The sequence below is a fragment of the Pelagimonas sp. KU-00592-HH genome, assembly GCF_040369695.1.
Lineage (GTDB): Bacteria > Pseudomonadota > Alphaproteobacteria > Rhodobacterales > Rhodobacteraceae > Shimia.
This window is the reverse complement of the sequence record NZ_BAABWM010000004.1, coordinates 469,000-491,073: the sequence shown is the minus strand read 5'-3', so window position 1 is coordinate 491,073 and position 22,074 is coordinate 469,000. Positions and strand designations below refer to the sequence as shown.

General features: G+C 58.5%; 25 protein-coding genes. 11 read left to right on the top strand and 14 right to left on the bottom strand.

Features of this window, described 5'->3' with window-relative positions:
• The first annotated feature begins 277 nt into the window (after positions 1–277).
• The 4 genes from ABWV42_RS17630 (at position 278) to ABWV42_RS17615 (ending at position 1,996) form a co-directional block, all read left to right on the top strand.
• Positions 278–736 (top strand): GNAT family N-acetyltransferase, encoded by a 459-nt coding sequence (locus ABWV42_RS17630; protein WP_353341323.1) that lies wholly within the window; start codon positions 278–280, stop codon positions 734–736.
• A complete protein-coding gene (locus tag ABWV42_RS17625; protein WP_353341322.1) occupies positions 733–1,422 on the top strand; it encodes an aspartate/glutamate racemase family protein in 690 nt (229 codons plus the stop codon). Before ABWV42_RS17630 ends, ABWV42_RS17625 begins: the two co-directional genes overlap by 4 nt.
• 75 nt (positions 1,423–1,497) lie before the next feature.
• On the top strand, positions 1,498–1,722 hold the full coding sequence (locus tag ABWV42_RS17620; protein WP_353341321.1) for a hypothetical protein: 225 nt from the start codon (positions 1,498–1,500) through the stop codon (positions 1,720–1,722).
• Positions 1,712–1,996 carry a type II toxin-antitoxin system RelE family toxin gene (locus ABWV42_RS17615; protein ID WP_353341320.1) on the top strand — a complete coding sequence of 95 codons (285 nt, stop codon included), beginning with the start codon at positions 1,712–1,714 and terminating at the stop codon, positions 1,994–1,996. The genes ABWV42_RS17620 and ABWV42_RS17615 overlap by 11 nt, the downstream gene beginning before the upstream one ends.
• A gap of 51 nt (positions 1,997–2,047) precedes the next feature.
• Here the strand turns inward: ABWV42_RS17615 and ABWV42_RS17610 are convergent, their stop codons facing one another.
• Positions 2,048–3,595: an alanine/glycine:cation symporter family protein gene (locus ABWV42_RS17610; protein WP_353341319.1), complete on the bottom strand. Its 1,548-nt coding sequence runs from the start codon at positions 3,593–3,595 to the stop codon at positions 2,048–2,050.
• 14 nt (positions 3,596–3,609) lie between these two features.
• Positions 3,610–4,047, bottom strand: coding sequence for a universal stress protein (locus tag ABWV42_RS17605; protein WP_353341318.1), 438 nt, complete (start codon positions 4,045–4,047; stop codon positions 3,610–3,612).
• A gap of 191 nt (positions 4,048–4,238) precedes the next feature.
• On the opposite strand from ABWV42_RS17605, the gene ABWV42_RS17600 reads away from it, so the two are divergent.
• The gene (locus ABWV42_RS17600) at positions 4,239–4,691 is read left to right on the top strand and encodes an Lrp/AsnC family transcriptional regulator (protein ID WP_255106950.1); all 453 of its coding nucleotides are present in this window, start codon (positions 4,239–4,241) and stop codon (positions 4,689–4,691) included.
• Here ABWV42_RS17600 and ABWV42_RS17595 read toward each other — a convergent pair.
• Positions 4,628–5,020: a hypothetical protein gene (locus ABWV42_RS17595; RefSeq protein ID WP_353341317.1), complete on the bottom strand. Its 393-nt coding sequence runs from the start codon at positions 5,018–5,020 to the stop codon at positions 4,628–4,630. The genes ABWV42_RS17600 and ABWV42_RS17595 overlap by 64 nt on opposite strands.
• 106 nt (positions 5,021–5,126) lie before the next feature.
• On the opposite strand from ABWV42_RS17595, the gene ABWV42_RS17590 reads away from it, so the two are divergent.
• Positions 5,127–6,341 (top strand): TsoY family (seleno)protein, encoded by a 1,215-nt coding sequence (locus ABWV42_RS17590; protein WP_255106952.1) that lies wholly within the window; start codon positions 5,127–5,129, stop codon positions 6,339–6,341.
• A gap of 225 nt (positions 6,342–6,566) precedes the next feature.
• On the opposite strand, the gene ABWV42_RS17585 is transcribed toward ABWV42_RS17590, so the two are convergent.
• Positions 6,567–7,790, bottom strand: a complete 1,224-nt coding sequence (locus ABWV42_RS17585) for an aminotransferase-like domain-containing protein (protein WP_353341316.1) — start codon at positions 7,788–7,790, stop codon at positions 6,567–6,569.
• Positions 7,791–7,953: 163 nt separating this feature from the next.
• Between ABWV42_RS17585 and ABWV42_RS17580 the strand changes: the two genes are divergently transcribed.
• Complete coding sequence (locus ABWV42_RS17580; protein ID WP_255106954.1) at positions 7,954–8,721, top strand: FadR/GntR family transcriptional regulator; 768 nt, start codon at positions 7,954–7,956, stop codon at positions 8,719–8,721.
• Positions 8,722–8,741: 20 nt separating this feature from the next.
• On the opposite strand, the gene ABWV42_RS17575 is transcribed toward ABWV42_RS17580, so the two are convergent.
• Together ABWV42_RS17575 and ABWV42_RS17570 are read right to left on the bottom strand one after the other, a co-directional pair.
• The gene (locus ABWV42_RS17575; protein WP_353341315.1) at positions 8,742–9,722 is read right to left on the bottom strand and encodes an NAD(P)H-quinone oxidoreductase; all 981 of its coding nucleotides are present in this window, start codon (positions 9,720–9,722) and stop codon (positions 8,742–8,744) included.
• A 117-nt stretch (positions 9,723–9,839) separates the two neighbouring features.
• Positions 9,840–10,514: a COQ9 family protein gene (locus ABWV42_RS17570; RefSeq protein ID WP_353341314.1), complete on the bottom strand. Its 675-nt coding sequence runs from the start codon at positions 10,512–10,514 to the stop codon at positions 9,840–9,842.
• Positions 10,515–10,625: 111 nt separating this feature from the next.
• Between ABWV42_RS17570 and rpsU the strand changes: the two genes are divergently transcribed.
• Entirely contained in the window at positions 10,626–10,832 is a 207-nt protein-coding gene (gene rpsU / locus ABWV42_RS17565; RefSeq protein ID WP_005614280.1) for a 30S ribosomal protein S21, read from the top strand.
• Positions 10,833–11,003: 171 nt separating this feature from the next.
• Positions 11,004–11,885 (top strand): glutathione-dependent disulfide-bond oxidoreductase, encoded by an 882-nt coding sequence (yghU, locus tag ABWV42_RS17560; protein WP_353341313.1) that lies wholly within the window; start codon positions 11,004–11,006, stop codon positions 11,883–11,885.
• A 38-nt stretch (positions 11,886–11,923) separates the two neighbouring features.
• Here yghU and ABWV42_RS17555 read toward each other — a convergent pair whose 3' ends face one another.
• Positions 11,924–12,715, bottom strand: a complete 792-nt coding sequence (locus ABWV42_RS17555) for a hormone-sensitive lipase (RefSeq protein WP_353341413.1) — start codon at positions 12,713–12,715, stop codon at positions 11,924–11,926.
• Between the two features lie 103 nt (positions 12,716–12,818).
• Here ABWV42_RS17555 and ABWV42_RS17550 point away from each other — a divergent pair, with 103 nt between their 5' ends.
• Positions 12,819–14,294 (top strand): NAD-dependent succinate-semialdehyde dehydrogenase, encoded by a 1,476-nt coding sequence (locus ABWV42_RS17550; protein ID WP_353341312.1) that lies wholly within the window; start codon positions 12,819–12,821, stop codon positions 14,292–14,294.
• Between the two features lie 40 nt (positions 14,295–14,334).
• Here ABWV42_RS17550 and ABWV42_RS17545 read toward each other — a convergent pair whose 3' ends face one another.
• The 7 genes from ABWV42_RS17545 to ABWV42_RS17515 form a co-directional block, all read right to left on the bottom strand.
• The gene (locus ABWV42_RS17545) at positions 14,335–14,805 is read right to left on the bottom strand and encodes a hypothetical protein (RefSeq protein ID WP_353341311.1); all 471 of its coding nucleotides are present in this window, start codon (positions 14,803–14,805) and stop codon (positions 14,335–14,337) included.
• 200 nt (positions 14,806–15,005) lie between these two features.
• Positions 15,006–15,473, bottom strand: coding sequence for an Hsp20 family protein (locus ABWV42_RS17540; protein WP_353341310.1), 468 nt, complete (start codon positions 15,471–15,473; stop codon positions 15,006–15,008).
• A 141-nt stretch (positions 15,474–15,614) separates the two neighbouring features.
• A complete protein-coding gene (locus ABWV42_RS17535) occupies positions 15,615–16,442 on the bottom strand; it encodes a trypsin-like serine peptidase (protein ID WP_353341309.1) in 828 nt (275 codons plus the stop codon).
• Positions 16,439–17,236: a trypsin-like serine peptidase gene (locus tag ABWV42_RS17530; protein WP_353341308.1), complete on the bottom strand. Its 798-nt coding sequence runs from the start codon at positions 17,234–17,236 to the stop codon at positions 16,439–16,441. Before ABWV42_RS17530 ends, ABWV42_RS17535 begins: the two co-directional genes overlap by 4 nt.
• 87 nt (positions 17,237–17,323) lie before the next feature.
• Complete coding sequence (gene glcF, locus ABWV42_RS17525) at positions 17,324–18,646, bottom strand: glycolate oxidase subunit GlcF (protein WP_353341307.1); 1,323 nt, start codon at positions 18,644–18,646, stop codon at positions 17,324–17,326.
• A 4-nt stretch (positions 18,647–18,650) separates the two neighbouring features.
• Positions 18,651–19,757: an FAD-binding protein gene (locus ABWV42_RS17520; protein ID WP_353341412.1), complete on the bottom strand. Its 1,107-nt coding sequence runs from the start codon at positions 19,755–19,757 to the stop codon at positions 18,651–18,653.
• A 15-nt stretch (positions 19,758–19,772) separates the two neighbouring features.
• Positions 19,773–21,212, bottom strand: a complete 1,440-nt coding sequence (locus tag ABWV42_RS17515) for an FAD-linked oxidase C-terminal domain-containing protein (protein ID WP_353341306.1) — start codon at positions 21,210–21,212, stop codon at positions 19,773–19,775.
• Positions 21,213–21,301: 89 nt separating this feature from the next.
• On the opposite strand from ABWV42_RS17515, the gene ABWV42_RS17510 reads away from it, so the two are divergent.
• Complete coding sequence (locus ABWV42_RS17510) at positions 21,302–22,000, top strand: DUF599 domain-containing protein (RefSeq protein ID WP_353341305.1); 699 nt, start codon at positions 21,302–21,304, stop codon at positions 21,998–22,000.
• The last annotated feature ends 74 nt before the right edge of the window (positions 22,001–22,074 follow it).

Below are 22,074 nucleotides of genomic sequence, written 5' to 3'. Positions count from 1 at the left end.
CATGTGCCGCCAGACCCCAAGTTATCCACAAGATATTGATCCCACCGGCCGCAAAACCCATGAAATCAAGGGCCATCCCCCTTCAATGCACCCGAAATACTCCGGGGTGAATTGCGCCGAACACCGTTCGGGGCAAGAGGGGCAGCGCCCCTGTCCTGCCCAATCCGGCCGCAAACACGGCCCTCATCCTGCCCATTCCCACCCGCACACTGTCGCAAGACTGGACGCCGAGACGCCACCCTGTCACACAGGCACCCAACACCACAGGGAGGACACCATGCCAGACATCAAGGTCGTTCCCGGCGATCCCCGCGATCCCCAGGCCACCGCACTCCTGCACCAGAGCCACGCGCTCATGCAGCAGCTGTTTGATCCCGAGGAAAACCACTTCCTCGACATCGACGAACTCTGCGTGCCCTCGATCCGTTTCTTCGTCGCCCGCGAAGGCCAGACCACCCTTGGCTGCGTCGCGCTTGCCAACAAGGGGGACTACGGCGAAATCAAATCCATGTTCGTCGACCCCAATGCCCGCGGCAAAGGCATCGCCCACCACCTGATGCGCCAGATCGAGACCGAGGCCCGCGCCCAAGGTCTGGCCACCATCAAGCTGGAGACCGGTGACAAGCTGGTTCAGGCCCACACCCTCTACCGCGCACATGGCTATGTGGATTGCGGCCCCTTTGGTGACTACGAGGCCAACAAGACCTCAATCTTCATGACCAAGGACCTGGCATGAAGACCATCGGCATCCTCGGCGGCATGTCCGCGGCCTCGACACAGGGCTACTACCGTCGCCTCTGTGACCAGACCCGCGCGCGCCTCGGTGGGCTGCATTCTCCCGAGCTCCTGATCCGCTCGCTCGATTTTGCGCCCATCGCCGAACTTCAGGCCAGGGGCGACTGGGACGCCGCAGGCGCCCTCCTGAACACTGAGGCCAAGGCGCTGGAACGCAGTGGCGCCGATCTCCTGATCCTGGCGACCAACACCATGCACAAACTAGCCGACCAGATGATGCAGGGCGTCACTATTCCACTCCTTCACATCGCGGATGCCACAGCCTCGGCAATCCGCGCGGCGGGCTACTCCCGTCCCGGCCTGATGGCCACTGCCTTCACGATGGAACAGGCCTTCTATACCGGCCGCCTTGCCGCCGCTGGCCTCACACCGGTGATCCCGAAAACCGAGGACCGCGCAGAGACCCATCGCATCATCTACGAAGAGCTCTGCAAGGACATCACCACACCGCAAAGCCGTGCAACCTATGTCGAGATCGCAACCCGCCTGATGGACGCCGGCGCCGATTGCCTGATCCTTGGCTGCACCGAGGTCGGCATGCTCCTGTCCGACGACAACAGCCCCCTGCCCGTCTTTGACACCACGCTGATCCACTGCGACAGCGCACTGGACGCCGCATTGTCGTAAAGGCGAACCGCAAGCAAGATTGAAAAATTAACGACAAATTGATAAGTATGGTGCGAGGATTGAACGATGACAGCGATGGCAAAACAATTTGGACGCCCCCAAAAGGGATCGACCCGCTCCAAGGTGCGGCGCGGGTTCGCTGTTGTCAGATCGCAGAATGTCGCGCTCCTTCGCAGCAACGCCAAGCTCAAGGCCGCCCTGCGTGAACAATCCGAAGTCCTCGAGGACCTCCAGCTCAATGCGATAGCCGACGAACGTGCCAATGGCCGCGTTATCGAGGTTTCGCTGGATGACCTATAGGCTCACGTTCAATGAACATGCCCTGTCTGAATGGCACTCGCTGCCGGAAACCGTTCGTGCGCGCCTGAAAAAGAAACTCGCTGAGCGGCTGGAAAACCCACACGTTCCGAAATCGCGCCTCCGGGGCGGTCAAAACCGATACAAGATCAAGCTCATGCGCCCTGCGATCCGGCTTGTCTATGAAGTCCACGACAATATCGTAACCGTGCACGTGCTTGCCATTGGCGCACGCGCCGGAAGCCGCGTCTACAAACTGGCGGACCGCCGCACATGAAAAAGGGGCCGCAAAACGGCCCCTTCTCCCTAGCTCTCAAAACCTGCGAACTCAGGCTTTCACACGCTTGATCTCGCCGCTTTTCAGCTTGGCTGCATAGGCCGCAAGCTCCTTGCGGACCACCTTCATCAGGAAGTACAGCGCGAAGATGTTGACCACGGCCATCGCAAAGATCGCCGCGTCCGAGAAGTCGATGACCGGACCAAGGCTGGCCGCCGCACCGATCACCACGAAGACGCAGAAGATCAGCTTGAACACCAGTTCCGTGGTCTTGCCTTCGCCGAACAGATAGGTCCATGCCTTCAGGCCATAATAGGACCAGGAGATCATGGTCGAGAAGGCAAACAGCACCACGGCAATCGCCAGCACATAGGGGAACCAGCTGATCGAGGCACCAAAGGCCGCCGAAGTCAGCGCCACGCCCGAGTTGCCATCAACAGTGGCAATCGCCGAACCGGCTTCGTTCAGGATATAGGTGCCTGCCTCTGCATCCCAGATCAGCTGACCGGAGATGGTGATCACCAGCGCAGTCATGGTGCAGATCACGACGGTATCGATCAGCGGCTCAAGCAGCGAAACGAAACCTTCGGTGATCGGCTCGTTGGTGCGCACCGCCGAGTGGGCAATCGCAGCCGAACCAACACCGGCTTCGTTCGAGAATGCGGCGCGTTTGAAACCCTGGATCAGGGCACCCACGAAACCACCGGCAATCCCCAGACCGGTAAAGGCACCGGCAAAGATCTGGCCAAAGGCCCAACCGATCATGTCATAGTTGATGATCAGGATGATCAGCGCCGCACCGACATAGAGAATACCCATGAACGGCACCACTTTCTCGGTCACGCGGGCGATCGACTTGATGCCGCCAACGATCACGAGGAACACGATGGTCGCAAAGACCAGACCGGTGATCCAACCCGGATAGTCGCCCACGATGCCGCTGATCTGCGCGTGTGCCTGGTTGGCCTGGAACATGTTGCCACCGCCCAGCGCGCCAAGGATACAGAAGATCGAGAACAGCACCGCCAGCGCCTTGCCACCCGGCAGGCCAAGTTCCTTAAAGCCCTTCGAGATATAGTACATCGGGCCACCCGAGACCGAACCGTCCGCGTATTCGTTGCGGTACTTCACACCCAGCGTACATTCGGTGAATTTCGACGCCATGCCCAGAAGACCGGCAAGGATCATCCAGAAGGTTGCGCCGGGGCCACCAATGCCCACGGCCACGGCCACGCCGGCAATGTTACCAAGACCAACGGTCCCCGACAACGCGGTTGCCAGCGCCTGGAAGTGGCTGACCTCGCCCGCGTCGTTCGGATCCGAGTAGTCCCCTTTCACAAGGCGGATCGCATGGCCGAAGAAACGGAACTGGACAAGTCCGAAGTAGAGGGTGAAGACCGAGGCGGCGATCACCAGCCACATCACGATCCAGGGAAAGCTCGTCCCCGGAAACGGTGCAAAGATCAGGCCGACGAAGGGGCCGGTGACATCAGCAAAGACCTGGTTCACCTTCTCGTCGATGCCCATGGCGTCCTGGGCAAAAGCCGGAGTCGCCATAAGGGTCGCTGCCGCAGCAGCAAGTGCGGATTTATTGAACATGATTTTCTCCGGATTTAGCCGACGACGGTGACAGGCACGTCTGCGTGCATCACCAGGTTCTGGGTCGAGCTGCCAAACAGGCGTTTGGCGAAACCGCCGGCCGATGCGCGGCCCACGATGATCTGCACGGCACCGTTCTCCACGGTGATCGCATTCAGGGTTTCGGCCACGTCACCGTGCCGCACAACACCCTCTGCATTGAACCCCGCGTCTTGCAGGCTCTTCACCGCCGGATCGACAACACGCGAGGTCGCCGTCGCGATCTCTTCCTCGCGGCGCTTGTGGCGCTGCGCGTTTTCTTCCGGAGTCTGGAAGGTATACGGCGACCATTCGATGACATAGGCAACGATCAGTTCGCAGCCCTCCATACGCGCCGCCATGTCCTTGGCAAATGCCAGGGCACGGTCTCCCGTGTCGGCCCCATCCAGGCCAACAACCAGCTTCACTGTCATGAGTTTTCCTCCATGGTTCTTATAGTACGGGAAGGATCCCGCCGAAGGCTTGGTTTTTTCGTTTTCCCCTACGCCTTCGCATGGTGTTATCAGTCATTTCCTCTAGGAATTGGTTGTTTTTTAGCAAGATTTACCCGCATAATTCTTAAAAAATAGACATTTCAAAGGGAAAATCACCATTGGACAGGGATTTGGACAGAATAGATGAGAGGATTCTCACCGAGCTCGAGGCCAACGGCCGCCTCTCCATCGTCGAACTTGCGCAGCGGGTGCACCTGACAAACACCCCGTGTTCGGAGCGGGTCAAACGCCTTGAGAAGAGCGGTTACATCCGCAAGTACAAGGCAATCCTCGACAAGGAGAAGCTTGGCCTCGGACATGTGACCGTGGTTCAAGTCTCCCTCGCGGCCACCGCCAACAGCTCTCTGACCGATTTCAACCGCGCCGTTGCCCGCATCCCAGAGGTGGAAACCTGCATGATGGTTGCCGGCTCATTCGACTACATGCTCACCGTACGCACCCGCGATATCGCGCATTTCCGCGATGTCCTTGGCGACACCATCAACAAGCTGCCCGGCGTTCACCAGACCAACTCGTTCGCAGTCATGGAAGTGGTCAAAGAAGAAAGCGCCTTCGTCCCCTGACCGATCTTGGCAAGGTCATCCGGCTTGCCGCATTTCAGGATCGCGATCATCATTGCCTGATCGCCACGGATCTCGCGGACGGGACAGCCATAGGTCTCTTCCACGGCAATCTCGGCCCGCCGCCCCAGCTGCTGTGACAGACGCGGGGCCCATTCCGAATTCACCCGGATCACCTCGACCAGCTTCCCATTCCGTCTCATCTCGAAGGTGCTTGGCCCCACGCTCATACGTTCCGGGTCGATTCCGGCAAAATGAACCGAGGGCGCGTTGCAGGCCGCCAACGCCATAAGGGCCATCCATTTCCACATGGCCATCACGAAACCACGCAACTGGTTAACAGAGGCTTACCCACCCTGTGCGCGTTTGTCGCATATATATTCCAATATTGCTATGTGTTATATATATTCCAAACACAGCATGTTTAGGAGAGTCGCAATGACCACCCCCACCAAACGTCCGGCGGACAGCTATTCGCCGCTCTACTTCCTCGCCTCGCTTGGCGCGGGTGGCCTGTCGGTCACCTTTTTCATGTACCTGATGTTCTGGGTGCCGCATCCCGGCAAACCGGTGCCAACCTTCGAAGACATCTCGGCCGCCTTTGCCACCGGCAACACCCCGATGCAGGTGGCCATCGTGGTGGCCGTGATCGGCATCGCCATCATGGCCTTCCTGAACCTGAAATACCTGTTCTGGAACATCTCGGCATATCGCGCCTTCAAAACGACCGAAAGCTACAAGGCCCTGCGCGCCTCGAACGCGGAATCCACCATCATGGCCATGCCCCTCGCCCTCGCCATGAGCGTGAACGGCATGTTCATCGTCGGCCTCGTCTTCGTGCCCGGCCTCTGGTCGATCGTGGAATACCTCTTCCCAATGGCCCTCGTCGCCTTTGCCGCAATCGCCTATCTGGCCTTCCGCATCCTCGCTGACTTCCTTGGCCGCATCCTGTCGCAAGGCGGCATCTTCGACGTCACCGCCAACAATTCTTTTGCCCAGATGCTCCCCGCCTTCGCCCTGTCGATGATCGCCGTCGGTTTCTCGGCCCCCGCCGCGATGAGCACGAACACCACCACCGCCGGCATCGCCCTGATCCTTTCGACCTTTGTCGGCACCATGGCCGCCGTCTATGCGCTGGTTGCCATCTTCACCGCCTTCAACTCGATGCTGCACCACGGCACCGCCCGCGAAGCAGGCCCGACCCTGATGGTGGTTGTCCCGATCATGACCGTTCTGGGCATCATGATGCTGCGCCAGAACCACGGCCTGCACGAGCTGTTCGGCGCTCACGGCACCCCCGCCGACACCATGATGCTGCTGGCCCGTCTGCTCTCGGTTCAGGTGGTCTTCCTGCTGCTCGGCCTGCTGGTCATGCGCCGCCAGGGGTATTTCACCGATTTCGTCTTTGGCACGAAAACCTCGCCCGGTTCCTATGCGCTGGTCTGCCCCGGCGTGGCCCTAGCCGTAATGCTGCACTTCTTCGTCAACAAGGGCCTCGTTGGTGCCGGTGTCATCGACAAGTTCGGCACCGCCTATTGGGCAATCACCGCCATCGCGCTGATCTCGCAGTTCGCCATGATCGCACTGGTCGTCCGCCTGAACCGCCAGCACTTTGCCAAACCTTCGGCAGTCGCGGCTGTCCCGGCGGAATGATCCCGACATCAAAACACGAAAAAGGGCGCCATTCGGCGCCCTTCCTTTTTCGACAAATGCCATCGCCAAACAGCAAAAAGCCCCTTGCCAGAACCTTTCCCTATCGAACGCGGGTAACGGAACGCGCGACGGCTTAATCGTAGCCATTGCGGTCGCCCACACCGACGCAATACCGACATAATACCGACGTTGCACCGACAGCCCGAATTGGTCAGGTCAGTTGCATTAACCCGAATCGCCCATCGCCTCGCGCAGCACCATGCCAAGGCGCAACATACCCTCGTCGATGGTCGCTTCGTCCGCGCAGGAGAAGCTCAGGCGCAGTGTGTTGCCGCCCGATCCATCCGCGAAAAACGCCCGCCCCGGCACAAAGGCCACCTTCTGGGTTTCCAGCGATCGGGCCAGCAATTCCGCCCCGTCCAACGCCTTGGGAAGGGTCAGCCAGACAAACATGCCGCCCTCGGGCCGCGTCCATTCCACGCCCTCCGGCATATGCCGCTCGAGCGCCTCGAGCAAGGCATCCCGACGCGCCTTATAGGCCTCGCGCACCGTGGCGACATGGCTGTCGAAATGCGCCTTGGCAACCTCGTGAATGGCCATCTGGTTGAGCGTCGCGGAATGCAGGTCTGCGGCCTGTTTCATCAACACCAGTTGCGAAATGACGGGCTTGGCCGCCACCACCCAACCGACGCGCAAACCGGGCGAGAGGGTCTTGGAAAAACTGCCGCAATAGATCGTCCGGCAGGCCTCGATTGTGCCCTTGCGGGCAATCTCGAGCGCAAGGATCGGCGACACCGCCTCGCCATCATAACGCAGGCTTTGATAGGCCGCGTCCTCGATCACGGCACAATCCATCTCCTCGGCCTGATCCAGCATCCAGTCGCGCCCTGCACGGTCTACGGTCTCGCCGGTGGGGTTGGCGAAATCCACTGATAAATAAGCAAATTTCACCGATCCACCCGCCGCCTTGGCACGTTCGGAAAAATCGGCCGCGCCCTGGTTTCCATTGATCGTCAACTGGTCATAGGTCGGCTCGTAAGGGTTAAAGGCGCCCAACGCCCCCATGTAGGTTGGCCAGCTCACAAGCGCGGTGTCACCGGGGGACAGGAACAGCTTGCCCAGGTAGTCCAGCGCCTGCTGCGATCCGCTGGTGATCAGGATGTTGTCGGCATCACAGGGGATCCCGATCTTGCCCATCTCTGAGGCCAGCCAGTCGCGCAACGGGCGATAGCCTTCGCTGACCGAATATTGCAGGGCCATCGCCTGCTTGTCGGGCATCATGCAGGTCGACATGGCGTCACGGAACGCATCGCCCGGAAACAGGTCGGGATCGGGGATGCCCCCGGCAAAGGAAATGATGCCCGGTTGATCCAGAAGTTTCAGCAACTCACGGATCTCCGACGCCTTCATCCGCGCGGTGCGTGTCGCAAAGATTTGTTCAAGGCTCATGGGGCAACGTCCTCATACGAATATTTCGCGAGACGCTACCCGAGATGAAATATAAGTCAATATTACTGACCCACTGTAACAATTTTTGTGAACACGCTCCCACCCCTTGCCCCCACACCCCCAAATGTGGTCAAATCATCTGACCACCGCGCACAGGTCCCCCATGCCCTTCCAGAAAGTCCAAACCGAAAAACTCTCCACCTCCGTCATCAAACAGGTTGAGTTGTTGATATTACGAGGAATTTTGCGGCCCGGTGAGCGCTTGCCGTCGGAGCGGGAGCTCTCTGAAAGGCTGGGCGTCTCCCGCCCCTCCCTGCGTGAGGCAATTGCCGAACTACAGGAGCGCGGTCTGCTCGAAGCCAAGGCCGGGGCCGGGATATTTGTGGCGGATGTCCTCGGAAATGCCTTCTCTGACAGCCTGATCAAGCTCTTTGCGTCACACGACGAGGCGGTTTTCGATTACATCTCATTCCGCCGCGACATGGAGGGGCTCGCTGCGGAAAGGGCGGCACTTTATGCCTCGGACACAGACCTGGCGGTTATCCAAGCCGTGTTTGACAAGATGGAAGCCGCCCACGCCAAGCGCAATCCTGCGGACGAAGCGCAACTTGATGCGGACTTTCACCTCGCCATCATCGAAGCAAGCCACAATGTCATCATGCTGCATATGATGCGGTCGATGTATCAGCTGCTGCGCGAAGGTGTTTTCTACAATCGCTCAATCATGTTCAAACAGCGCACCACGCGCGGCGACCTTCTGGACCAGCACCGCGCCATCAACACGGCGCTTCAGTCCCGGGATGCGGAAGGCGCACGTACGGCGGTGATCGCGCACCTCGACTATGTTGAGAGGTCCCTGTTCGACTACAAAAAGTCCGAACAGAACGAGGCAATCGCCAGACAGCGTTACGAGCACGAGCAACGCCGCTAGGGCGTTGCTCTAAGACTTTCTTAAACTTTCAGGACGATCTTGCCGATATGACCGCTGGTTTCCATGCGGGCATGGGCCGCCGATGCTTCTTCCAAGGCGAATTCGCTGTCCATAACGGGGGCTACGCGCCCTGCATCCAGAAGCGGCCAGACCTTTTCCCGAAGGTCAGCGGCGATCTTGGCTTTGGCCAGATCGCTTTGCGGACGAAGGGTACTGCCCGTAACGGTAAGACGGCGGGTCATGATCTGCGCAAAGTTCAGTTCGACTTTCGGTCCAGTCAGAAAGGCGATTTGAACCAGCCGACCGTCGTCTGACAGGGTTTTGATGTTGCGGGGGAAATACGAGCCTCCAACCATATCAAGGATCAGGTTCGCGCCACCTTCGGCCCGAAGGATTTCGACAAAATCCTCGTCGCGATAGTTGATGGCCCGCTCTGCACCCAGCTTCAGACAGGCTTCGCACTTGTCGTCTGATCCGGCCGTCGCGAACACGCGGACGCCGAAAATCTTGGCCAACTGAATGGCCGTTGTGCCAATGCCACTTGAGCCGCCATGCACCAGGAACCGCTCTCCGGCCTGAAGGCCGCCGCGCTGGAACACGTTGGACCAGACAGTAAAGAAGGTTTCCGGCAGACATGCTGCTTCGCGCAAGCCCATGCCCTCGGGAATGGGCAGGCAGTGCGCGGCAGGTGTCAGAACATATTCGGCATAGCCGCCGCCGGGCAGGAGAGCGCAGACCTTGTCGCCGACCTCCCACTCGCTCACACCTTCGCCAATCGCCACGATCTCGCCAGAGGCTTCCAACCCCGGCAGATCACTCGCGGTCGGCGGCGGCGCATACATCCCCGCCCGTTGCAGGGCGTCGGGTCGGTTGACACCGGCATAGGCCACCTTGATCACGACCTCTCCCGCTCCGGGGGTCGGGACAGGTCTCTCGCAAAGTTGCAGGACCTCGGGGCCACCTGCCTCGGTAATCTCGATTGCGCGCATAGTCTGGCTCATCTGCCCCTCCTCGAATGCCACATGGATTTGTCACGAGACATATCACCGGGCATCAGGCAGGCAAACGCCGAAAAGCGACGCGCTGCGCACGGGTCCGAACCAAGTTTTCGAAAGAGATCAGCTTTTCCACTGGCCCGGCATATTCGTCCGGGCCGTTGGGGCCTTGATACGCCCGAGCAACCCCAGGGGTCCCTCTGCCAACTTACCAAGTGGGCTCTTGCGGAACTGGGCCTTGGCTTTTTCGAACTGCATCACGTTCTCTATCCGACGATCCAGAAATGCCCAGGTCGCCTCGTTCCCTTCGCTTTCGTCGCCCAACCAATAGAGCACCGTCGAGCCATAGACCGCCGACAGGGTCATGCGCTTGGTGTACCAGTTCACATCATCCGAGGTATCGCCAAGGGCGTTCCAGATGGCATCGCACGTATCCCAAATCAGCTGAGCGCCGGTCGCCGCATATTGCGGCAAGGAAAACAGTGTCGAACCGCGACGCACGGCTTCCTTGTCTTCGGCTGCTTCAAGGCGGAACCGTACCAAAGCCGCAACCTTTTCGCTGTAGCGCAGGGTGCCTAGGTCTTCCTCATGAAATCGTGCCAACATCTCGGCATCGCCGCGCTTGTGGTAGGCAACAGCAAGGTCCACGGCTCCGCGTGGGCACAAGGCCCGCGCCAGCGCGGGATCTATATCGGTGTCAGCTATGGCCGCGTCGAAAGTCGCCTCGCTCCACCCGTCGAATACCACGTGAAGCAGGGCTGCATCCAACAGGGCTTCTTTGGGATCTGAGGTAGTCATGGCATACTCCTTGGCGCTCGCGCGGATACTAGACAAACTCAAGGGGCTTTGCTATAGGGCGGCTTCCTGCAATTCCTTGCAACACAAACTTAGAAAGGTGGTGAAAACCACATGCAGGTTAGCGTTCGCGACAATAACGTCGATCAGGCACTCCGTGCCCTGAAGAAAAAGCTGCAGCGTGAAGGCGTCTTCCGCGAAATGAAGCTCAAGCAACATTTCGAAAAGCCGTCCGAGAAAAAAGCACGCGAGAAAGCTGAAGCGATTCGCCGTGCCCGTAAGCTGGCACGCAAAAAAGCACAGCGCGAAGGTCTTCTCTAAGAACTTCTTCTCAGCTTTGACGCAAAAGTTAGACGACCCCCGAGGCCCTGCTTCGGGGGTTTGTCATTTCCAGGACACGAAAAGTTGTGTCACGGCTCGCATGATGTCCCCCCTAGTAAACTCGGGCGTATCCCCTAGATTGTGTTCAAATCAATTACAGGGCGCGCTCTTATGACTGATACCTACACCCCCCCGAAAGTCTGGACTTGGGATTCCGAAAGCGGTGGCAAATTCGCCAGCATAAACCGCCCGATTGCAGGGGCAACGCACGACAAGGACCTCGAGGTCGGCAAGCACCCACACCAGCTTTATTCGCTGGCCACACCGAATGGCGTGAAGGTCACCGTCCTGTTCGAAGAACTGCTGGCCGCGGGACATGCGAATGCGGAATACGATGCCTGGCTCATCAACATCGGCGATGGCAACCAGTTTGGCAGCGGTTTCGTGGATGTGAACCCGAACTCGAAAATCCCTGCACTGATGGACCATTCGACCACGCCCCCGACCCGCGTGTTCGAATCCGGTGCGATCCTTCTGTACCTTGCCGAGAAATTCGGCGCCTTCATCCCGGAAGATCCTGCCAAGCGCACCGAGATGATGTCCTGGCTGTTCTGGCAAATGGGCAGCGCGCCTTACCTGGGCGGCGGATTTGGTCACTTCTATGCCTATGCGCCAGAGAAGTGGCAGTATCCGATTGACCGGTTCGCAATGGAAACCAAGCGTCAGCTGGATGTACTCAACCGCCATCTGGCCGAGAACACCTATATGGCGGGCGACGAGTATTCGATCGCCGATATCGCGATCTGGTCGTGGTACGGGGCGTTGGCACTGGGCCGCCTGTATGATGCGGCCGAGTTCCTGGACGTGGAGAGCTATGAACACGTCCAACGCTGGGCCAAAGCCATCAACGATCGCCCCGCTGTCAAGCGCGGGGTTATGGTCAATCGCTCTTGGGGTGATCTCGACAAGCAGCTGCGTGAACGTCACGACGCCGAAGATTTCGAAACCCGGACTCAGGACAAGCTGGAACCGGAAGACAGCGAAACCGCGTAACTGATGAAACGCCGCCTCCTTGGGGAGGCGGCGTTTTTCTATGCAGATTGGCTCAGCAGACCAACCATTTCACTTCCTCTATCGGCGAGAGCATCAATCACGTCAAAGTGGTGACGGCCCTTCTCGATATGCAGGTCCGTGTGCCACGCCTCTGACAGCCATTGCGCCTGTTCAATAAAGACAGGGCGTTCGTCCGCCCCGACCCAAACAATCACTTTCGCCCCGGAAACCGGTTTCCCGAAGATCGGGCTTTCGGCTTTGGCGGTCTCTTCATCCAGACCGAAATCTGCGTTCATTGAGGTCAACATCAAGGGGCGCAGGTCTGAAAGGGGCGAAATCGGCAATACCGTTTGCAGGCGCGCGGCGATGTCTTTGGGAAGGACACCCTCGCAGGCCATGCGCGCCACGAGGTGCCCGCCAGCCGAATGGCCAGCAAGGCAAATTGGCCCCGCGATGCGTTGGGCGGCATGCGTCGTCGCCTCAGCGATCTGACGGGTGATATCGGGGATGCCCACGGCAGGGCAGAGATCGTAGCTGGGCATGGCCACGGTCCACCCCCTCGCTCGCATCCCTTCCGCCAAATGCGACCATGACGATTTGTCGAAGGCCCGCCAATATCCGCCGTGAACAAAGAGCAACAGTCCGCATGAAGGGCCATCCGGGTGAAACAGATCGTACACTTGCCGATCACCGGCCCCGTATTTCACGTCTATTTCGGCATGTGCAACAGGTGCCGCTCTATAAGCCTGCGCATCGGCGGACCAACGGGCGGGAAAGGCGTCGCTCCCCTCGATATAGGCAGCATTGGCATAGGCATCATCCAGTTGCATCAATTTACCTAACATGTTAATTATTATCTGGACTCACAAAGAGTGCTAGACAACAATATGATCAAATGTATTTGTTGCGCGAGAGGAATCCCGGGAGGCCACTATGCTTGATACCGTTACCAATCTGAAATCGCTTTTGAGCGACCCCACCCTTCTCGAAACCCGCGCCTATATCGGCGGTGCATGGGTCGACGGTGAAAACGGCACCTTTGCCGTGACCAACCCTGCACGCGGCGACGTGATTGCCGAAGTTGCCGATCTGAGTCGTGCCCAGGTTGCCGGCGCCATTGCCCAGGCTCAGAACGCCCAGAAGGAATGGGCGAAATGGACCGGCAAGGAACGCGCCAATGTCATGCGCAAATGGTTCGACCTGATGATCGAGAACCAACAGGATCTTGGTATCATCCTGACCGCCGAGATGGGCAAGCCGCTGGCCGAAGCGGTTGGTGAAATCGGTTACGGTGCCTCCTTCATCGAGTTCTTCGGTGAAGAAGCCAAACGCATCTATGGTGAAACCATCCCCGGCCATCAGCGCGACAAACGTATCACCGTGATCAAACAGCCCATCGGGGTTGCTGCGTCGATCACACCTTGGAACTTCCCCAACGCGATGATCACGCGCAAGGCGGGTCCGGCACTGGCAGCCGGCTGTGCGTTCGTCGCACGCCCCGCCGCAGAAACACCGCTTTCAGCAATTGTTCTAGGCGTTCTGGCAGAACGTGCAGGTATCCCGGCTGGCGTCTTCAACGTGGTACCCTCGTCGCGAGCAAGCGACATTGGCAAAGAGTTCTGCGAGAACGATGCCGTGCGCAAACTGACCTTCACCGGATCTACCGAAGTTGGCCGTATCCTGCTGCGCCAAGCCGCCGACAGCGTGATGAAGTGTTCGATGGAACTGGGCGGTAACGCGCCTTTCATCGTGTTTGACGATGCGGATCTCGATGCGGCAGTCGAAGGCGCAATCATGTGCAAGTTCCGCAACAACGGCCAAACCTGCGTCTGTGCGAACCGCATTTACGTACAGGCCGGCATCTATGATGCCTTTGCCGCAAAGCTGAAGGCCCGCGTGGAAGCCATGAAGGTCGGCGACGGCCTTGAAGTTGGTACGATCTTCGGCCCACTGATCAGCCAGGACGCCGTTGAAAAGGTTCAGGAACATATCGCGGATGCAACCGCCAAGGGTGCGGAAGTGATCCTGGGCGGCAATCCGTCGGAACTGGGTGGCACCTTCTTCCAGCCGACCATCGTAACCGGAGCCACCACAGAGATGGCCTTTGCCACCGACGAGACTTTTGGCCCGCTTGCCCCACTCTTCAAGTTCGAAGACGAGGGCGAGGTGATCGCGATGGCCAACGACACGATCTTTGGCCTCGCCTCCTACTTCTATGCCAAGGACCTGAGCCGCGTTTACAAGGTGGCGGAAGCGCTGGAATACGGCATCGTTGGTGTGAACACGGGCATCATCTCGACCGAAGTTGCGCCTTTCGGTGGCGTCAAACAATCCGGCCTTGGCCGAGAAGGCAGCCATCATGGCATCGAAGACTACCTTGAGATGAAATACATCTGCATGAGTGTCTAACCAATCTGGCGCCGTCCGAAGTCTATTCGGGTGGCGCCTTTCAAGCTCTTGGGAAAAGCTTGACGCTTTCATGCGACAAACGAACGACCATGCTTTCCACGTCGTCGTCGGTCTTCCCAGTCAAGTCGGCAAGCCAATGCAGTGCCTGCCTGATGTCTTCCGTCACAATCGTATGGTCTTCTGGTGATAGGCCGGAAAGCTCTGCGAACATATTTGCCATACGCAGGGTGGCCTGTCCGGCTATCCCTTTTACGAGGTAAGCACATGGAATTCGTGTCAACCTGGGATCAAGCGACGTCTTCTTCATCAAGTGGCGTCTAATGTCAGGTGCCTCGACACTGGCAAGATCAACGAACCGAAGATCCAGTAGTGTTGGCTGGGCCAATACCTCGGCAATCTGTGGGTTCTCATTCGCCTTGACCAGTAATTCGAACAACTCTCCCAATGTGAAGGGTTCGACGGCACGGACATAGTTGATGCCGAAATCCGGATAGAACTCGTGGTGAACCATGATGCATAGTTCCCGAAAAAGGTGACTTAACTATACCGTCAACGTACCTCTGGCACGGGGTGCCTGTCTACACCGAGACATGTAGTGAGACGAAATACGCTCATGCCAGGGTTGCGTCTGCCCGGCTGGTTGTCGGTGTCAAATACCCCGAGTGCCTTAGCACCCGGGGCGTATGTGAAAGCGGTATTTGACGGAAAACCCTAGTTTACTGCCTTGGCATCAACCACGTCTTTTTCGATCTGCTTGCCGCTGGAGATCGCGATGCGGCGCGGCTTGAGAGCTTCCGGAATTTCGCGTTCGAGATCAATGTGCAACATGCCGTCTTCGTGGCTTGCGCCGACAACCCGAACGTGATCGGCAAGGTGGAAGCGCCGCTCGAAGGCGCGCGTGGCGATGCCACGGTGGAGATAGGTTGCCTCATTGCCGTCTTCGGCCTTGCGCGCAGTCACAACCAGCGCGTTTTCCTTGACTTCGATCCCCAGATCGTCCGCCGAGAAACCCGCGACGGCGATCGAAATGCGATAGGCGTCATCGTCGGTTTTCTCGATGTTGTAGGGGGGATAGCTGGGTTGGGACACGTCGTTCGAAAGTACGCGGTCCATCAGGTTTGCCAGTTGATCAAAGCCAACCGACGAACGGTATAGGGGTGCAAAATCATAGCTACGCATGGGAATCCTCCATCATGAGCGATACCAAAGTGGGTGCCTTCCCAAAGGGACAGGCGGGTTATGCGAGACCCGATCATCGGCGTCCCGTGAAACCTAGGTGTGGATCGCTTTCGGGGTTTTCAAGTGGAGAAAATCATTCGCCTAGTCGACCCGGATGAACTTGGCGCCAGTCGTCGACTTGCGGGTGCCGATCTTGATGCGCTTGGCACCTGAATTCACCCGCACGGGCGCCGCATCGCCAGTGCGCATCCGGCGCTTCAGTTCCGCGACAACCGCGGGCAGTTCCATGCCAAAGGCGATCGTCTGGCCCTGGGCATCCTTATCCATCGCCGACACGAGCGACAGGATACGCACACGATCGCCGTATCGGGCAAAGACCGGTGCCCCCGATGAGCCGTAGGTGACATTGCAATCAAACGTCATGAGGCCACGGCCGCGGCTGAGAAGCCCGCAATCCCTTTGCCAGGACAGGTGTTCGCTGCGTCCTCTGCCGTAGCTCAGAACCGAAACCTTTTCGCCAGGACGCGGATCCGAGTAGATCGCAAACGGGTTGGCTTCGCTGGGTGAAATGGGCGAATCCAGCCGTAATAGAGCCACATCATGGAGCATCATGTTGCCGGAAATCTTTCCATCCCGACTTGGGACGTAACGGGCATTGGCGACCACCCTGTTCACGCCGCGTGCCGCGAAGGACGCCCCCGACACATACCCTGCATTGAAACGGATACTGCCCGCGTCTAGGAGTTTGCCGGTCTTGCGTTCAAATACACAGTGCGCTGCCGTCAAAACCAGATCGGAGGCGATCAAGGCACCGGTACAGTAACCCTCTCCCCGCAGGTCGACACGCCCGACGGCTTCCCATCCAATCAACTCTCCGCGGCTTTTCAAGGCACGCAGGGTTTCCTCGGCGCTGGCCTGAGAGGCAAGGGCCATCGAAAACAGGCACAGAATTCGCAGGATGGTTTTCATGGTCGCACAAACTTTGCACTCAAGGTCGTGCGACCCTGACCAGGTGTTGCACGCGACGAAACGAAGTGTCCGGAAGACATCTGCATCACCTCGAGCAAGAGCTGCAAGGGTTCACGCAAAGGCATCCCAAGAGCCACGGGCTGTCCATTCAGATCCGCCTTGGCCGAGACAACGGAAACGATGTGCGGCTCACCGCTTTCAAAGGAAAAGATCGGGGCGCCGCTGCTGCCGAAATCGACGTTGCACGAGGTCACGACAAGACCTTTTTCATGGCCGAGAAACTCACACCCTTCCTGGATCGAGGGCACCTCGGCACGGTCATGGGCATAGGAAACAACACCAACACGATCGCCACGACGCAAACCGACGGAGGTTTTGTAGGGCCTGATGGCCGTCGTGCGGATCGGATGGTAAAGCTGCAGGAGCGCCAGATCATCAGCGTCCGGCAACGCCCCATCCCGTTTCATTTCGAAATCGGGGTGGACCACGGCCTGTCGAATACTGCGATAGGCCTCGGCCCTGCCGTTGCGCCAACCGGCACGAAACTCGATCCGGTTGTGGTCGATACGACGTTTGCTCGCCTTGTCGAACAGGCAATGGGCGGCTGTCAAAACAAGGTCCGGCGCGATCAATGCCCCGGTGCAAAACCCCTTCCCGCCAATCTCCAGACGGCCCACTGCCTGCCAACCACGGATGTCATCCCCGGTTGTCATTTGGCGCAGCCCCTTTGAATCCGCGAGCGCGGTCTGGGCCAGCCCCATGAATGCAAACAGAAAAAGAAGATTTCGCAGCATGTTCATCCCTTGTGTCACCCTCTTCCTAACAAGGGGAGAGGGCAAAACTTGGGCAGGAACTGCGCAATCTGCGGGCGGTTTGGACTGTCAGCGCAGGATCGGGATGTCCGGCGTGCGCTTGCCTTCCTCGGTCAATGCGGGCGGTTGTGGGCCACCTGTTGCCCAATCCAATAGCTCGACCGTGTGCACGATCGGCACCTCGGTACCCGAACCAATCTGCATCATGCAGCCAATGTTGCCTGCTGCGATGATGTCGGGGTTTCGCGCCTCAAGGGTGCGCACTTTGCGTTCCTTGAGCTGGCCCGAAATCTCGGGCTGCATCAGGTTGTAGGTTCCCGCCGAGCCACAGCAAAGATGGCTGTCAGCGGGTTCGACAACCGTAAAGCCCGCAAGCTTCAACAGATCCTTGGGATAGGTCTTGATCTGCTGGCCATGTTGCAGCGAACACGCCGCGTGATAGGCGACCACGGTGTCCTTTGTCTCGCCTTCCGGCATCTCAAGCTTCATCAGGAGTTCCGAAACATCCATTGCCAAGGCGCTTACGCGTTCCGCATCCGCCGCTAGGGGATCATTGCGGAACATGTGGCCATAGTCTTTGACCGTCGTGCCACAGCCCGACGTATTGATGACAATCGCATCCAGGCCTTCGCCATCTATTTCGGAACACCACGCTTTGATATTCTTGGCGGCCGAGGCATGGCTTTCGCTTGTTCTACCCATGTGATGGGTCAGCGCACCACAGCACCCCGCCCCCTTGGCCACGACGATTTCGCAGCCCAGCCGCCGCAACAGGCGTATCGTGGCGTCGTTGATATCGGTGTTCAGCGCCTTTTGCGCGCAGCCCGTCATCAGGGCGACACGCATTTTCCGGGCACCCGTGGCTGAAAAGCTTTGGGGATCGTCATTTCGGCTCACTGGCGGAATGTGCTTTGGCGCCATGGCCAGCATCGCCTTCAACCGCGCATCCGGCATAAGGAAGGCGAAGGGGCGGCCGATCTTTGCGCCGAGAAGCGCGAGACGGAACCTTTTCGGGTAGGGCAGGATGCGGGCCAGAACCCAACGCAACGCGCGGTCCATGAATGGCCGTTTGTAGCGATCTTCGATGTACTCTCGCGCATGATCCACCAGGTGCATATAGTGAACGCCAGACGGACAGGTTGTCATGCAGGCAAGGCACGACAGGCAGCGATCGATGTGTTTCACGGTTTTCGGATCGGGGTCACGCTCGTTTTCGAGCATATCCTTGATTTGGTAGATCCGTCCCCGCGGGCTATCGAGTTCGTCTCCCAGCACTTGATAGGTCGGGCATGTGGCCGTGCAAAAACCGCAGTGCACGCAGGCACGCAGGATTTCGTTGGCGCGCTGCGTGCCGGGGTTCTTCAACTGGTCTTCGGTAAATGTCGTCTGCATCGTATTATCCCATCAGGCCCGGATTGAGGATGCCGCGCGGATCAAACTTGTCGCGGATGCCTTGGGAAAGCAAAGCAAGCGGCGCGGGCTCGGGGTGAAAGGCTGGTGGTTTGTGCTGGGATTGCCCCACAGAACGCACAAGAGTGGCGTGCCCACCAAGTGAAGCCACGACATCGCGAACCGGCAAGTCCGGATCATCGGTTGCAATCGAGATCAGACCGCCGCCCCAATCAAAGATCGAACGTGGGGCACCAAGCGCCTGAATGACTTCGGGGCCATCGCTCGGCTTTACAGAGACCCGCCAGACGAAACCGTCTTGTCCGCTGAACGCATCCAGGTTCTTGAGCGCCTTCCAGAGCATCGCGCTTTGCTCGCCTTCCACCAACTGCCAGCCATCGCAGATCGAAGACTGAAGCTGTTGCACGCGATAGGAAACGGACCGTGCCAGACCTTCAAGGCGTATCATCGCGCGCCCGTCAGCCCCAATGCCTGCACCGGTCAGGTCGAATGGCGAGCCCAATGCCTTGGACAAGGCGGAAATGGCATTCCCCAGATCAAGCTCTGGCGCAACGAGGGTCGCTTCGGTCTCTGGAATGGCCTGAACCTTCAGAGACACTTCGGTCAGCACGCCCAGTGTTCCCCGGCTTCCCGCCATGAGCTTGACCAGATCATAGCCGGTCACGTTCTTCATGACCCGACCGCCGTTTTTCAGGACACGCCCCATGCCGTCAACAAAGCGCACACCGAGAAGGGAATCCCGGCAGGCACCCACCTGTATACGGCGAGGGCCAGACACATTCCCCGCAACCGCACCTCCGATCGTGGGAGTACCGGACGTTCCAAGCAGTGCGCGATGGTCCATCGGTTCAAAGGCAAGCCGCTGGCCTTCGGCTGCAAGCGTGTCTTCGATCTCGCTGACGGGCGTCCCGGCCTTGGCAACAATAGTTAATGCGCCGGGTTCATAGAGCGTCACGCCCGACATTCCGGATGCCGAAAGAACCTCGCCTTCCACGGGATCGCCAATCGGGCGGGTGCCACCGCCGATGATCCGCAAGGGGCCATTCGCAGAGGCTATACACTCGGCCAAAGCCGCTTCGTTTTCTGGTTTGATCATGTTCATGTGTCTCTATTCCGCCGCAATACGCCGCGTTTCACTGGATGCCAGCGGAAAAACCTTGGCCGGATTCAAAAGCCATTTGGGATCGAACACGTCCTTGATCGCCATCTGGATGTCGAGATCTTCAGGGGCGTACTGGTCCACCATCAGATCGCGCTTTTCGATCCCGACCCCGTGTTCGCCCGTCAGGCAGCCGCCGACCTCAACACACAGGCGCAGGATGTCGGCGCCAAAGGCTTCGCACTTCTCGAGATCTCCGGGTTTGTTTGCATCAAACAGAATGAGAGGGTGCATGTTGCCATCGCCGGCGTGAAACACGTTACCCACATCAAGACCATAGTCCTTCGACAATTCACCGATTCGGCGCAGGACGAAAGGCAGCTGGCTGACAGGAATGGTTCCATCAAGGCACATGTAGTCGTTGATCTGCCCCATCGCGCCAAAGGCGGATTTGCGGCCAAGCCAGATGCGCGCGCTTTCGTCTGCCGAGCCGCTTTCGCGCAGTTCGACCGGATTGTGGGTCTTCGCAATTGCGACGATGCGCTCAAGCTGTGCATCGATTTCCTGGTCGCTGCCCTCCACCTCGACGATCAGCAGCGCCTCGCAATCAGGATAACCCGCACCGGCAAATGCCTCGGTCGCGCGGATACAGGGGCGATCCATGAACTCAATGGCAACGGGCAAGATACCCGCCTTGATGATGTCGCTAACGCATTGACCGGCAACTTCATTGCTATCAAACCCCATAAGTACCGGACGCGCGCCTTCGGGTTTGCGAAGAATCCGCAGCGTAGCCTCGGTCACGACGCCAAGCTGTCCTTCGGAGCCACAAATGACACCAAGCAGATCAAGGCCTTGAGCATCAAGGTGCGCGCCGCCAATTTCAACGATCTCGCCATCCATCATTACCATCTTCACGCCCATGAGGTTGTTCGTCGTCACGCCGTACTTCAAACAGTGCGCCCCGCCAGAGTTCATCGCAATATTGCCAGCAATGGCGCAGGCCAGCTGGGACGACGGGTCAGGCGCATAGAAGAAATCCTCTTCCTCTACCGCACCTGAAACACTCAGGTTCGTGCGTCCGGTTTGAACACGGATAAAGCGGTTGTCGTAGTCGACTTCGAGAACATCGTTCATTCGGGCAACACCGAGAATAACCGAATCGGCCGTTGGCAAGGCCCCGCCCGCCAAAGAGGTGCCGGCACCGCGGGGCACGACGGGAACACCTTCTTCGTGGCATATCTTAAGAATTTCCGAGACCTCTTGTGTTGTTGCGGGCAGCACGGCTGCAAGAGGGGGGCACCGGTATGCGGTTAACGCATCGCACTCATAGGCACGGGTTTCTATCTCGTCTTCAACCACTGCGTCGGTCGGCAAGACAGAACGCAGGCGGGCCACGATACGGGACTTGCGGGCAAGGATCGTTGGATCCGGGGCTGGCATCTCCATGGGGCGCACTCCTCACTCATAGATTGGTAAGGAAATATAACCAATTCTTACCTCTGGCAAGCCCGGAGCAAAGTCGTTAGTGTCCAATCATGATCTGGATGGACCGACTTTCACTTTTCTCCGCAATGGATTTCATTGCAGTTTCAATGCTTTGCCTTCTGTGGCTGGGGATTGGGTTTTTTATTGAAAATCCTCCAAAGATGCACCCATCTCTGTCATTTCTGATGGTCAAATACCGAAAAGAGTGGATGATCCAGTTCGTCCACCGCAATCCAAGGATGTTTGACGCCCAAATGCTTGGGCACCTACGTCAGGGAACGGCGTTTTTCGCGTCCACGACCATGATCGCCATCGGCGGCGGGCTTGCCCTGATTGGCAATACAGAGCGCCTCGCAGGGGTGGCAAGCGACCTAACTCTGGTGAGCGCCCCTGCCTTTGTCATCGAGGTAAAGCTCGTCCTCATGGTCCTGTTCGTGGCGAACTCATTTCTGAAATTTGTGTGGGCTCACAGGCTCTTCGGCTATTGTTCCGTGGTGATGTCCGCGGTTCCAAACGACCCTGAAGACGCGGCGGCCATTCCGCGTGCCATGCAAGCATCCGAGATCAATATTACGGCCGCTCGCAGCTTCAACAGGGCGATGCGGTCGGTTTATTTTGGGCTGGCTTCGGCGGCCTGGCTTTTTGGTGCGTCAGCGTTGATTGCGGCCTCTTTGTTAACGGTTTTCGTGCTTTGGCGGCGCGAATTTGCCTCGCAATCACGCAATGCGCTGTTCCAAGATCCGCTTTGAGGTTTACCAAGGTTAAGGTCAAAAACCCCTGTCGGTGCCACGTCGGTATTACGTCGGCATTGCGACGGTATGGA

Bases quoted from the DNA above. Each gene is read 5' to 3' on its own strand.
- ABWV42_RS17630 (WP_353341323.1), top strand. From the start codon at position 278: ATGCCAGACATCAAGGTCGTTCCCGGCGATCCCCGCGATCCCCAGGCC.
- ABWV42_RS17585 (WP_353341316.1), bottom strand. From the start codon at position 7,790: ATGAGCCTTGAACAAATCTTTGCGACACGCACCGCGCGGATGAAGGCG.
- ABWV42_RS17545 (WP_353341311.1), bottom strand. From the start codon at position 14,805: ATGGTTCACCACGAGTTCTATCCGGATTTCGGCATCAACTATGTCCGT.
- ABWV42_RS17530 (WP_353341308.1), bottom strand. From the start codon at position 17,236: ATGCTGCGAAATCTTCTTTTTCTGTTTGCATTCATGGGGCTGGCCCAG.
- ABWV42_RS17590 (WP_255106952.1), top strand. From the start codon at position 5,127: ATGACCACCCCCACCAAACGTCCGGCGGACAGCTATTCGCCGCTCTAC.
- ABWV42_RS17570 (WP_353341314.1), bottom strand. From the start codon at position 10,514: ATGACTACCTCAGATCCCAAAGAAGCCCTGTTGGATGCAGCCCTGCTT.
- ABWV42_RS17615 (WP_353341320.1), top strand. From the start codon at position 1,712: ATGACCTATAGGCTCACGTTCAATGAACATGCCCTGTCTGAATGGCAC.
- ABWV42_RS17540 (WP_353341310.1), bottom strand. From the start codon at position 15,473: ATGCGTAGCTATGATTTTGCACCCCTATACCGTTCGTCGGTTGGCTTT.
- glcF (WP_353341307.1), bottom strand. From the start codon at position 18,646: ATGCAGACGACATTTACCGAAGACCAGTTGAAGAACCCCGGCACGCAG.
- ABWV42_RS17620 (WP_353341321.1), top strand. From the start codon at position 1,498: ATGGCAAAACAATTTGGACGCCCCCAAAAGGGATCGACCCGCTCCAAG.
- yghU (WP_353341313.1), top strand. From the start codon at position 11,004: ATGACTGATACCTACACCCCCCCGAAAGTCTGGACTTGGGATTCCGAA.
- ABWV42_RS17535 (WP_353341309.1), bottom strand. From the start codon at position 16,442: ATGAAAACCATCCTGCGAATTCTGTGCCTGTTTTCGATGGCCCTTGCC.
- ABWV42_RS17550 (WP_353341312.1), top strand. From the start codon at position 12,819: ATGCTTGATACCGTTACCAATCTGAAATCGCTTTTGAGCGACCCCACC.
- ABWV42_RS17625 (WP_353341322.1), top strand. From the start codon at position 733: ATGAAGACCATCGGCATCCTCGGCGGCATGTCCGCGGCCTCGACACAG.
- ABWV42_RS17510 (WP_353341305.1), top strand. From the start codon at position 21,302: ATGATCTGGATGGACCGACTTTCACTTTTCTCCGCAATGGATTTCATT.
- ABWV42_RS17515 (WP_353341306.1), bottom strand. From the start codon at position 21,212: ATGGAGATGCCAGCCCCGGATCCAACGATCCTTGCCCGCAAGTCCCGT.
- ABWV42_RS17555 (WP_353341413.1), bottom strand. From the start codon at position 12,715: ATGCAACTGGATGATGCCTATGCCAATGCTGCCTATATCGAGGGGAGC.
- ABWV42_RS17580 (WP_255106954.1), top strand. From the start codon at position 7,954: ATGCCCTTCCAGAAAGTCCAAACCGAAAAACTCTCCACCTCCGTCATC.
- ABWV42_RS17610 (WP_353341319.1), bottom strand. From the start codon at position 3,595: ATGTTCAATAAATCCGCACTTGCTGCTGCGGCAGCGACCCTTATGGCG.
- rpsU (WP_005614280.1), top strand. From the start codon at position 10,626: ATGCAGGTTAGCGTTCGCGACAATAACGTCGATCAGGCACTCCGTGCC.
- ABWV42_RS17575 (WP_353341315.1), bottom strand. From the start codon at position 9,722: ATGAGCCAGACTATGCGCGCAATCGAGATTACCGAGGCAGGTGGCCCC.
- ABWV42_RS17605 (WP_353341318.1), bottom strand. From the start codon at position 4,047: ATGACAGTGAAGCTGGTTGTTGGCCTGGATGGGGCCGACACGGGAGAC.